The organism is Vibrio phycocola, assembly GCF_053850235.1.
The window spans coordinates 60445-73189 of record NZ_JBSQDJ010000020.1 but is presented as its reverse complement, the minus strand read 5'-3'; the positions used below and the strand labels follow the sequence as shown (position 1 = coordinate 73189).

Annotated in this window: 7 protein-coding genes; 5 read left to right on the top strand and 2 right to left on the bottom strand. The window is 41.4% G+C overall.

The genetic code is table 11. The features are described 5' to 3' along the window. The first annotated feature begins 365 nt into the window (after nucleotides 1-365). Genes ACWU4D_RS18575 through ACWU4D_RS18555 form a run of 5 tightly spaced genes read left to right on the top strand, consistent with a single transcriptional unit; the run spans nucleotide 366 to nucleotide 9612 of the window. A complete protein-coding gene (locus tag ACWU4D_RS18575) occupies nucleotides 366-1820 on the top strand; it encodes a circularly permuted type 2 ATP-grasp protein (RefSeq protein WP_456052941.1) in 1455 nt (484 codons plus the stop codon). Nucleotides 1821-1823: 3 nt separating this feature from the next. Beyond that, on the top strand, nucleotides 1824-2768 hold the full coding sequence (locus ACWU4D_RS18570; RefSeq protein ID WP_456052940.1) for an alpha-E domain-containing protein: 945 nt from the start codon (nucleotides 1824-1826) through the stop codon (nucleotides 2766-2768). Continuing rightward, complete coding sequence (locus tag ACWU4D_RS18565) at nucleotides 2765-6118, top strand: transglutaminase family protein (protein WP_456052939.1); 3354 nt, start codon at nucleotides 2765-2767, stop codon at nucleotides 6116-6118. The genes ACWU4D_RS18570 and ACWU4D_RS18565 overlap by 4 nt, the downstream gene beginning before the upstream one ends. 33 nt (nucleotides 6119-6151) lie before the next feature. After that, nucleotides 6152-8734: a circularly permuted type 2 ATP-grasp protein gene (locus ACWU4D_RS18560; protein WP_456052938.1), complete on the top strand. Its 2583-nt coding sequence runs from the start codon at nucleotides 6152-6154 to the stop codon at nucleotides 8732-8734. Beyond that, nucleotides 8731-9612, top strand: a complete 882-nt coding sequence (locus tag ACWU4D_RS18555) for a transglutaminase family protein (RefSeq protein ID WP_456052937.1) — start codon at nucleotides 8731-8733, stop codon at nucleotides 9610-9612. Before ACWU4D_RS18560 ends, ACWU4D_RS18555 begins: the two co-directional genes overlap by 4 nt. 60 nt (nucleotides 9613-9672) lie before the next feature. On the opposite strand, the gene mnmE is transcribed toward ACWU4D_RS18555, so the two are convergent. Both mnmE and yidC read right to left on the bottom strand, forming a co-directional pair. Then, nucleotides 9673-11025 (bottom strand): tRNA uridine-5-carboxymethylaminomethyl(34) synthesis GTPase MnmE, encoded by a 1353-nt coding sequence (gene mnmE / locus ACWU4D_RS18550; protein ID WP_456052936.1) that lies wholly within the window; start codon nucleotides 11023-11025, stop codon nucleotides 9673-9675. A gap of 95 nt (nucleotides 11026-11120) precedes the next feature. Further along, on the bottom strand, nucleotides 11121-12743 hold the full coding sequence (gene yidC / locus ACWU4D_RS18545; protein ID WP_456052935.1) for a membrane protein insertase YidC: 1623 nt from the start codon (nucleotides 12741-12743) through the stop codon (nucleotides 11121-11123). Nucleotides 12744-12745 lie beyond the last annotated feature (2 nt).

Below are 12745 nucleotides of genomic sequence, written 5' to 3'. Positions count from 1 at the left end.
GAATAGAGTGAAGATCCTGTAGTTAAGTTGTGCGCATATAATTTTAGGCAAGTTATAGCCGTACGTGTGAGGATCTTTGCATTAATTATTTATTTTGTGGATAAATGATCGTTTAGAGGACGTATTCGTGTTTTGCTATAAATTATCGATACCTCTATTTATACCGTTAGTTAAGATTAATGGTTATGGCTCGAACTTTGCTTTTCTTATTTATACCTGTTTAAGTGGTATCTGATTGTTGGTGAGATGATCGTCATACATTCAATCAGTTAAGTAGAATAACAAATAAAACATGGCTACTAGTATGATGCTAAAAAGCGAATCCTAGGTAATCTTGGTCGTGATGTAAAAGGGATGGTACTCCGATGGAAAAAATGACTCGAGACTATGATTCAAAGGTTTTTTTTGATGAACTTATTGATAGTTCGCAGGTTCCGAGAAAGTCGGCAAAGCAATTATTCAAATATCTAGAATCTCTTTCAAAAGAAGAGCTTGAAAAAAGAAAGCTGACAGCTGAAGCTACTGTTCAGGAAATGGGAATTAGCTTTACTGTCTATACAGAAGAAGGAAATATTGATAGAGCTTGGCCGTTCGATATCATTCCGCGAACGATTGAAGCAAAAGATTGGCAGATAGCAGAAGCGGGGCTGAAACAAAGGCTTACAGCGTTAAATAGGTTTATTGATGACCTTTATCATGATCAATTATGTATTAAAGATGGCATCATTCCAGAGCATATAATTAAAGATTCTCAGAATTTTAGACCGGAGTGTGTCGGTGTGTCGCCCGCTTTTGGTGTTTGGGCCCATATTTGTGGCACCGATTTGGTGCGTGCTGACGATGGTGAGTTTTATGTTCTAGAAGATAACCTCCGAGTTCCTTCTGGAGTGTCCTATATGCTCGAAAATAGGGCAATAACAAAACGCGTACTTCCCGAGCTGTTCGAGAATGATGATATTCTTCCTATTGATTCCTATACCTCTCAGCTTTTTGAAACACTTTCCGCGCTGTCTCCTCGAAAAATAGAACGTCCCGAAATCGTTGTATTAACGCCAGGAATCTTTAATTCGGCTTACTTTGAACATGCTTTCTTGGCTCAGCAGATGGGAGCTGAATTGGTTGAAGGCGATGATCTCTACGTATCTGATGATGATTGTGTCTATATGAAGACGATTTATGGCCCTGAAAGAGTTGATGTGATCTATCGTCGAATTGACGATATGTTTATTGATCCTGAAGTATTTAATGAAGATTCAATGTTGGGTGTGCCAGGTTTAATTAGAGCTTGGAAAGCAGGTAATGTAGCTTTAGCCAATGCACCTGGAGCTGGTGTTGCCGATGATAAAGTGGTGTATGCGTACGTTCCTGAATTAATCAGATACTATTTAGATGAAGAACCAATTCTTAAGAATGTTGAAACATTTCTATGTGAAGATCCCGAGCAACGAGAATACGTATTGCAAAATCTCGATAAATTGGTGGTGAAACCAGCGAACGAATCGGGTGGCTATGGAATGTTGGTCGGTCCTCATTCTACAAAAGAAGAACAAGACGTTTTCGCTAAGTTAATTGTTGAAAATCCGAGAAATTATATTGGACAACCAACATTAAAGTTGTCAACGGCCCCAATTTTAACTGATCAAGGGACGATTGAACCGCGTCACCTCGATCTACGACCATTTGTCCTTCAGAGTGATAAATCATACGTTACGACAGGTGGGTTAACTCGTGTGGCAATGACAAAAGGGTCACTTGTCGTCAATTCATCACAAGGTGGTGGCAGTAAAGACACTTGGATAGTGGGTACAAAAGGAGAGTAGATAATGTTATCTCGAGTAGCAGAACGTTTGTATTGGAGTGCCCGATATTTGGAGCGAGTGGAAAATATCGCTCGATTATTAAGTGTTTATGATGACTTGCTGTTTGATTTACCAAGAGGGATTAATATTTCTTGGTACAACCTTATTGAAATCAATGGCAGCATCAATGAGTTTAAAGATCTTTATCAAGATAAGAGTGAACGCAGTATCGTTAAGTACCTTCTGTGTGACACCGAAAATCCCAATTCTATGTTGTCATCTCTTCGTATGGTAAGAGAAAACATACGAACTACGCGAGATGTTGTTCCTAGCGAAACTTGGGAATTTATCAATGAATTGGATATTTTTGCTAAAAAGAATATCTATCGCGGTATTAGTCGTTCTGATCGTCATGAGTATTTGAATACCGTCATTGAAGGTTGCCAGAAAATTATTGGTTTACTCACCGGTGCGATGAGTCGTGATGCGGGCTGGAGCTTCTTTATTTTAGGTCGATATATTGAACGAGCCGATATGAATACCAGGGTATTAGATTCGGCGATTTCTTTGATGATGCAATCTCAAGCTGATGAGCAAGTTATGTTGGGGCAAGTCGTTTGGTCTAAGGTACTAAAATCACAAAGTGGTTATCTTAACTATAGAAGAAGTGTCCGGACATCAGTAACTGGTGCAATGGCGGCAACATACTTGATGACAGAGCCTAATTTTCCTCGTTCACAACTCTTTTGTCTTAAACAGATAAAAAATGCTGCCGAGTATTTACCAAGAGCAAACCAGATCATGGATCAAGTTGATGGGTTAATCAGTCGAACCCATGGTGTCGATAGATCAGAAGATTTGAATTATGAATTCAGTGCTTACTTGAATGATATTCAGTTGGAAATAATTTCACTTCATCAAGAGATAAGTGAGAATTGGTTTAACTTTGATCAAGGAACTGCGGCATGACCATTCGAGTAGCGCTACAGCACAAAACATTTTATGAGTTTGATCGCCCAGTAAATGTTTCTCCCCATATTTTACGTTTGCGTCCTGCACCGCATTCTCGAACACATATTCACGGGTACTCGTTAAAAGTTACGCCAGAAGATCATTTTATTAACTGGCAGCAAGACCCGTTTGGTAATTATCAGGCTCGATTAGTTTTTCCTGAAAAAACCACAAAGATGAGCTTTGAAGTCGAAGTGATTGCGGACATGACGGTTATCAATCCTTTTGATTTTTTTATCGAAGAGTACGCTGAAAAGTTTCCTTTTAAATATGACAAGGTATTAAAAGGGGAGTTACTTCCTTATCTGGATCTATCGGATAGTTGTGAATTGCTCGATGAGTGGTTGAAAACAATTGATCTTGAAAAAGAAATTGGTATTGCTGATTTTCTCGTGGAATTAAATAGCCGATTGGCTGCGGAAATTTCATATGGAATTCGAATGGAACCAGGGGTTCAAACGACAGAAGAAACACTCACTCTTAAAAAGGGTTCATGTCGTGATACATCTTGGCTATTGGTTCAAATATTACGTCATTTAGGTTTAGCGGCGCGTTTTGCATCTGGTTATTTAGTTCAGCTAACGTCTGATGTTGATGCACTGGATGGGCCTTCTGGACCCGATGAGGACTTTACGGATTTACACGCTTGGTGTGAAGTCTATATTCCCGGTGCTGGCTGGATTGGGCTCGATCCAACCAGTGGTTTATTCGCAGGGGAAGGTCATATTCCACTTGCGTGTACGGCGGATCCAATTTCTGCTGCTCCTATTACAGGATTTACTGACGAATGTGAATGTGAATTTGAATATGAGAATGTCGTTATTCGAATCCAAGAAGATCCTCGCGTTACTAAGCCTTATACCGAAGAAGAATGGGAAAACATTAAGAGTTTAGGTGAAGCTGTTGATGCCGATCTCGAAGCAGGAGATGTGCGCTTAACTATGGGTGGCGAACCCACATTCGTTTCGATTGATGATATGGATTCTGAACAATGGAATACCGAAGCATTAGGAGCGGAAAAGTTAACCTTAGCTAAAGACCTTTTATTGAGGTTAAAAGAAACGTTTGCGGCGAATGGGTTAATTCATTATGGCCAAGGCAAATGGTACCCAGGTGAAGAGCTTCCGCGTTGGGCGCTAGGGTGTTTTTGGCGTACCGATGGCGAACCGTTATGGCACGATCATGATCTGTTAGCTCGAGTAGATAAAAATTATCAGCACAGTGAAATTGAAGCAAAAGAGTTTGGTGAAAAACTGTGTGAAACACTAGGGTTAGAGCCTAGTTACCTGCAAGAGACGTTTGAAGATTCGTTATACTATTTATGGATGGAACGTTCACTTCCAGATGATGTAAACCCTAGGAAAGCAAGCTTAAGTGATGATCTAGAACGCCGTCGTTTAGCTAAACTTTTAACGCGTGGTATTGAAAAACCAAGTGGTTATGTATTGCCTATTGAGTTTGATGGTACCTGTTGGAATAGTTCATTGTGGCCAATGCGAGCGGATGTTATTACCTTGATTCCAGGTGATAGTCCACTGGGATATCGTTTACCGTTAAATTCGTTACCAGAAATTTCGAAAGAAGAACAAATCCCAGATAGAGATCCTTTTGAGCCTCGTGATGCACTACCAAGTTATTTGTTGTCGAGTGGTGCTAAAACAGAGCCTGTTGTAAAACAATCACAACAGCCACAGTCAGTATTGAAAAAAACGTCTTCATCGCGACAAATTATTCGTACATCGTTGTGTTTTGAAGCGAGAGAAGGGCGGTTACATGTTTTCTTCCCTCCATTAACTCATCTTGAGCACTATGTAGAATTACTTAACCACATTGAATGGGTGGCGAACGAGTTAAGCATGCCTGTTGTGATAGAGGGTTATGAGCCACCGAAAGATCCTCGAATGCAAAAGCTACTTATTACGCCGGATCCGGGCGTAATCGAAGTGAATGTTCATCCCTCTAAAAACTGGAGTGAATTGGTCTTTAATACAGAAGTTTTGTATGAGCAAGCGTATCTATCTCGATTAGGCACAGAGAAATTTATGATTGATGGACGTCATACAGGAACAGGAGGCGGTAACCACATTACACTTGGTGGTGCGACACCTGAAGATAGCCCATTACTTCGCAGACCCGATTTGCTTCGCAGTTTCATTACTTATTGGCAGCATCACCCAGGATTATCTTATTTATTCTCTGGTATGTTTATTGGTCCTACAAGCCAAGCTCCAAGACCGGATGAAGGACGTGATGAAGCCTTATATGAGATGGAAATTGCGTTCCAGAACTTCCCTGAAGGAATGGTTGACGAGCCATGGTTAGTTGACCGCTTAATGCGCAATTTATTGGTGGATATTACCGGGAATACTCACCGTTCAGAATTCTGTATCGATAAATTATTCGCAGCAGGCACAAGTACTGGTCGTCTGGGTATTCTTGAATTCCGTGGTTTCGAAATGCCACCTCATGCTCGGATGTCCTTAGTTCAAGTATTACTACTACGTTGTTTAGTCGCGCGATTCTGGAAAGAACCTTATACGCAACCATTGGTCCGTTGGGGGACATCTTTACACGATAAATTTATGATGCCGCATTATGTATGGCAGGACATAAAAGAAGTGGTTGATGACCTTCAACGTCATGGGTATCCATTTAAAATTGAATGGCTTGCTCCATTCGAAGAGTTCCGTTTTCCACATTATGGTCGCTTGGATGTGGATGACATGGAATTGGAGCTGCGCTGGGCCGTAGAACCTTGGCATGTATTGGGAGAAGAAGTGACGGGATCGGGTACTGCTCGTTACGTTGACTCTTCCGTAGAACGTTTGCAGGTTCGTTTAAGTGGTTTTACAGAAGGACGTTATGTCGTTTCATGTAATGGCCGTCGCGTACCGTTGCGTTCTACAGGGCGAAAAGGGGAAGCGGTTGCTGCTGTTCGTTATAAAGCATGGGATCCCGTTTCTGCTCTTCACCCAACATTGAATATGGATACGCCGTTGGTGTTTGACATTATTGATACTTGGAACGGTGTTTCTGTAGGTGGATGTACTTATCATGTGAGTCATCCTGGTGGCCGTAGTTATGAAGGCCGACCAGTAAATGCCAACGAAGCGGAAGCTCGTCGAATCAATCGTTATTGGGATCATGGTTTTACTCAAGGCGTTTTAACACCGCCACCAGAATTTCAAGCTTTACGACATTTTTATCCAAATGAAGACATACCTAGACCAATGGCTCCGCCAGAAGAAGAGGTAAGTGATGAATATCCTCATACATTAGATTTAAGGAAGCGGTATACTAGACTGTAATTGATATATTAATAAGTAGTTAAATAAATAATCATGCTTAAACCGCCGTCTTCAAGTCAAAGTCAAAGTCAGCAAGGAAACTTGCCGGCTCTGACTTCTTATCCAAAAATTCCCTATGCCTATGATGAGGCTTTTGACGATGCTCGCTTTATTCGTTCCCATTGGACGCGGATATTCGAGAACTTAAATAAGTTAGGTTCTAAAGGGATTATTGATAGGCAATTACGTGCTCAACGTATTTTGCGAGATGATGGGGCAACGTATGATTTAAAAAACGACCCTCTTTCACCTGCGGTATGGTCATTAGATATTGTTCCGTATGCTATCGATCATACTGAGTGGGAAGGAATTGAAGCAGGTGTAGCTCAAAGAGCTAAGTTATTTGATTTAATTTTAAATGACCTTTATGGCGAGCAAACTTTGCTAAAACAGGGGATTATTCCTTCTGAAATTATTTTTAGCCATCCTGGTTATCTGCGAGAGTGCCATGATATTGCTATGCCGCTAGAAAAAAAACTAATCATGCACGCAGTTGATATGGTGCGTGAAGCGGATGGTACACCTGTAATTATTGGCGACAGAACTCAAGCACCTAGTGGATTTGGTTATGCATTAGAAAATAGAACGGTAGTTTCTCGTGTAATGCCAAGTTTATTTAGAAATAGCCAAGTTCGACGGTTATCGCATTTTTTCAATTCTCTGCGAACCACTCTTACTCAGTTAGCCAGCCACAAAACAGATACACCGAGGATTGTCGTATTAACGCCAGGTGCTTATAGCAGCACCTACTTTGAACAAGCATATCTCGCTAACTATTTAGGTTATTCGTTGGTTCAAGGTGGCGATTTAACAGTGCGAAATGGCAAAGTTTGGATGAAGTCTTTGCAAGGGTTAGCACAGGTGGATGTCATTCTACGGCGAGTTGATGACATCTATTGCGATCAAGCAGAGCTTAAGTCGGACTCAATGTTGGGTGTCCCAGGTTTACTTGAAGTGGCTCGATCGGGCAATGTTGTCCTCGCTAACCCATTAGGTTCGGGAATTTTAGAAGCGCCTGCATTAATGGCATTCTTACCACAGATAAGCCAATTTTTGCTTGGTGAGCCTCTTTTAATTAAAAATGTACAAAGTTGGTGGTGTGGTAATCCCGCCGATTTTGAGTATGTGCAAACCAATTTAGATTCGCTGATTATTAAACCGGCATATCGAAGTTTCGAAAGTAAAAGCTTCTATGGTCATACTCTAAGTGAAGATGAAAAAGTAGAATTACTGGAAAAAATCAGGAAAAGACCACACAAATTTGTCGCTCAAAGTTACATTCCTGGTTCACAAATGCCGATTTGGAATAATGGTAAGCTCGAGTCTCGTCCTAGTTTATTACGACTATTTTCTGTTTACAGTGATAACGACTATGAAGTGATGCCTGGCGGGTTATGTCGAGTCGCAGAATGCAATCAAGAGTATATTGTTTCAAAGCTGTCAGGTACTTGGAGTAAAGATGCATGGGTACTTTCTCAAGGTCCGGATCTTAGTCATCAATCTCGTCTTGATAATAACAGCGCGATAGAAGAAGCTGAACAATCCAATATCCCTAGCCGGGTTATCGAGAACCTATTTTGGTTTGGGCGATACGCTGAACGTGCTGAAATGAACCTTCGTTTACTGAGAACCGTTTTTAAGCAGCTTAATGGTATCGATCCGCTGCCCGCGGAGAGCAAATCATTACTGCTTAAGTCGATTTCCATTCAAACAGGGTGTTTACCGGGCTTTACTGAGGAAAACACAGAGTTATTCGACAACCCAGATGAAGAGTTGGCCGATTTGGTTATCAATGCAAATCGGATGGGGTCGATTAAATCGAATCTTTTGGCCATGTTATCTTGTGCCGAACAAGTAAAAGAGATGCTGTCGGCTGACACTCGGATAATTCTGAATGAATTACGAGATCATATTGCGGATGTTGATCAGGCATACTCAGATGGTTTACCAGAGGTTCCTGAAGAATCATTGGACAGCTTGGTTACTTCATTATTGGCGTTATCAGGTCTCAATCATGAAAGTATGCTCAGAGGATTAGATTGGACGTTCCAGGAAATAGGGCGTCGCACAGAAAGAGCATTGCAAACCACGACGTTATTGAAATCAACCCTTACAAGCACGCTCCCTACTCTGCAGCAACAGCAAATACTAGAGTCGGTCTTATTAAGTGTTGAAGCATTGATATCATTCCGTCGTCGTTACCGTACTCGAGCTCGAGTCGCCTTTGGCCTTGATTTACTTATGATTGACCCAACAAACCCACGTTCACTCATTTACCAAGTTGAACGTTTACGCGAGTACTTACAAGTTTTACCATCGACACAGGGATTCACTGCTGGGGGATTGTCGGATGAAAGCAAAATGATAATCCGAGCAAAAAGTCAGATCCAATTGGCCAGTTTAAATGAGTTAGCACAGGTCGATGAGGTTGAGAATAAACGAGTTAAATTAGAAGCGTTAGTTGTAGAAGTTGCGGCTTTATTAGAAGAGTTTACGTCTGCAATTAGTGATAAATATTTTGACCATACTGCTGGGCCTCAACAACTTATTAAACCTAAATGGAAGCTGGATGTATGAGATATCGAGTTAGGCATACAACAGAATATAAATATAATGCGCCAGTAACGCTGTGCTACAACATGGCTCATTTGCTACCCAGAGATACTGATAATCAGCGTTGTACTTCTCATCGAATCAACGTTTCACCGACACCTATTTATCAACGAGAAGGCGTCGATTATTATGGCAATTCAACTTTTTATTTCTCTATTCAGGAGCCACATAGTCGACTGATGATTGATGTGGTGAGTTTCTTTGATATTGAAAATACGGGTTATTCTGAGTTGGTGAATACTCACTTACTAACCTGTGGTCAGGTTAGAACTATGTTGGCAGAAGCTGCAACCCCTGAACTTCGAATGGTAAAAGAGTTCGTATTAGATTCAGCACAAATTAAGTTATCTGAGTCTCTTGCTGATTATGCCAGAGAAGTATTTAGTGATGACAAACCTATATTGAAGGCCTCATTAGAATTTACTCAAAAAATATTTAATGAATTTAAGTTTGATCCCACGGCAACCAATGTAACAACACCACCAGAACAAGTACTGAAAGAAAAACGAGGCGTTTGTCAGGATTTCGCTCACCTCGCGATTGGATGTATTCGCTCTGTGGGCTTACCTGTGCGCTATATGAGTGGCTACATAGAAACTATTCCACCAGAAGGCCAAGTTAAATTGGTTGGTGCTGACGCATCTCACGCTTGGTTTTCGGTCTATGTGCCAGATTTAGGCTGGGTTGAATTTGATCCAACCAACAATATTATGCCTTCAGACCAACATATTGTGACTGCTTGGGGACGGGATTATGCCGATGTCACACCATTACAAGGGGTTATTTTTGATGGTGGAGATTCACAAGTATTGAGTGTATCTGTAGACGTTGCACGGATATAAAATAAGAAAAAACCGTTTTTTAACTTAACGGTTTTTCTTAAATAAAATGATAGTAAGTGATTACTTACCTATGCAGAATGATGAGAAGATTCGACCTAGCAAATCATCAGAGCTGAACTCACCAGTGATTTCGTTGAGGTATTGTTGAGTCAGTCTTAGCTCTTCAGCCAAAATCTCTCCTGCCATATAGCCTTCTAATTGCTGTTGACCTATTTCCAAGTGCTGGGATGCATTTTCTAGTGCATCTAAGTGGCGTCTACGGGCCATAAAGTTACCTTCTTGGCCTCCTTGGAATCCCATACACTCTTTAAGATGTTCCCGGAGATCATCCACGCCTTGTCCAGTTTTTGCTGATAATCGGATCAATGTTGGATTGGATAATCCTAATTCTTCGTTGGTTTGATCAGCTTTATTGCGAATAACGGTTATGCCAATATTTTTAGGCAAGCGATCGACAAAATCAGGCCAGATATCTTTAGGGTCGGTTGCATCGGTGGTGGTGCCATCAACCATAAATAACACGCGATCTGCTTGTTCAATTTCTTGCCATGCGCGTTCAATACCAATTCGTTCAACTTCATCAGAGGCGTTACGTAACCCAGCGGTATCAATAATATGTAAAGGCATACCATCGATATGGATATGTTCGCGTAGTACGTCTCGGGTTGTCCCTGCGATATCGGTTACAATCGCGGATTCTTTTCCAGACAAGGCATTTAAAAGGCTCGATTTACCAGCATTTGGACGGCCTGCTATGACTACCTTCATCCCTTCGCGCATGATTGCACCCTGGTTCGCTTCTTGGCGTACAGCGGTTAAATTATCAATAATAACTTGAAGATCCTTCGACACTTTACCATCGGCAAGAAAGTCGATTTCTTCTTCTGGAAAATCAATAGCTGCTTCGACATACATGCGTAAATAAATGAGAGATTCGACAAGCTGATGTATGCGAGAAGAAAATTCACCTTGAAGAGATTTTAGAGCGGACTTTGCAGCTTCTTCTGAGCTAGCATCGATGAGATCAGCAATGGCTTCTGCTTGCGTTAAATCTAACTTGTCGTTGAGGAAAGCTCGTTCAGAAAACTCACCAGGTCTTGCCACTCGCAATCCTGGTATGGCTAAAATTCGTTTAATCAGCATATCCATGACAACAGGGCCTCCATGGCCTTGAAGCTCTAATACATCTTCACCGGTAAACGAATTTGGATTCGGAAAAAATAGCGCAATGCCTTGATCTAGCTCCACGCCATGTTCATTCACAAATGGAAGGTATTCAGCATATCGTGGCCGCAAAGATTTTCCGGTAATCGAAATGGCGACTTGTGCAGCTAAAGGGCCAGAAACTCGAATAATACCCACACCACCTCGACCGAGGGGCGTAGCTTGAGCAACGATAGTGTCTGTAGTCATAGTCATGTGGTCTGTAGTTGTTTATTTGGACAATTGTAATCAGCAGTAAATAAAAAGGCGACCCCTAGGCCGCCTTTATCATCTATTTAAATCATTTATTTCTTGGAGTGTAAGCCTTTCTTCTCTAACGCTCGGTAAATCAATGTTTGTTGAATTAACGTTACGATGTTAGATACCAACCAGTAAAGAACTAGACCAGATGGGAAGAACAAGAAAAATACCATAAACATAAGAGGCATGAACGTCATGATCTTCTGTTGCATTGGATCCGTTACAGTAGACGGGCTCATCTTTTGAATGACGAACATACTGATACCCATTAGTATCGGTAGAATGTAGTACGGGTCTTGTGCTGATAGATCGTGAATCCAACCGAAGAATGGTGAATGGCGAAGTTCAACAGATTCCATTAATGCCCAGTACAGCGAAATAAAGATCGGCATTTGAAGTAGAATTGGTAAACAGCCACCTAGTGGGTTCACTTTCTCGGTTTTGTAGAGCTCCATCATTTCTTGGCTCATACGCTGACGGTCATCGCCAATACGCTCACGCATTGCTTGTAGCTTAGGCTGAAGCATACGCATTTTAGCCATAGACGTATATTGTGCTTTGGTTAGCGGGTACATGGCACCACGTACAATAAACGTCAAACAAACAATGGCTAAACCCCAGTTAATAACGAAGCCTTGAATCGTTGATAGCATCCAATGAAGTGGTTTTGCAATAAACCACAACCAACCATAATCCACTACAAGATCGAGGTTTGGAGCAACGGCAGCCATTTCGTCTTGAAGTTTAGGACCAACCCATAATGTTGCGTCAAACTCAGCATTTTGGCCGTTTTCGATGGTGCGGTTTGGTTCTTTAATACCAATATCGCCAACATTACCTACGATACGAGAAAACAGCACTGAATTATTTGCGTTACGAGGAACCCACGCTGCGGCAAAGTAGTGTTGAATCATTGCAGCCCAACCTTGCCCATTTGTCAGGGTTTCATTTAGGTTGTGATCTTCCATATCGCTGAAGCTGAATTTTTTATAACGAGTATCTTCTGCAGAATAGGCGCCGCCACGATAGGTCGGCATTGCAAGGCTGCCTCCTGAATCTAATAGGTTTTGACGTAAATGAGCATAGATACCGACTTCTGCAGGACTGCCTGATTGGTTATCAATCGAGAAGTTTACATCAACAGCATAACTGTTGCGTTTTGCGATAAACGTTTTGGTGTAGGTAATCCCATTCTCTTGATAAGTTAGAGGGATTTCTATTTGATCTTGACCATCTTCCAAAGTGTAGCTCGTTTGAGCATATTGGTACGCTGGGCGACCACTACTACGATCAATACCCTGAGGACCGATAATACCGCTTTGGGCAATGAACTTATGATCAGGAGTATTTTTCAGTAGAACAAAACGTTCTTCAGAATCGAACTCGGCAGCATATTGGTTAAGGTCAGCATGAATAACATCACCACCGACTGTGTCAATAGACAGAGTCAGAACGTCTGTTGTTATCGTAACTATTTCACCTGATGTCCCCTGAGTAGATAGAGCTTCAAATTCATCAGTGGTTGCTACAGGACTAGGTACTGAGCCATTTGTTTGTGCCTGTTCAACTACTTGAGGTGCTGGGTTCTTATAAACATTCCATTGTTGGAATAGTAAAAAAGAAACAATAGCTAAAGCAATTAACAGGAGATTACGTTGAGAATTCATCG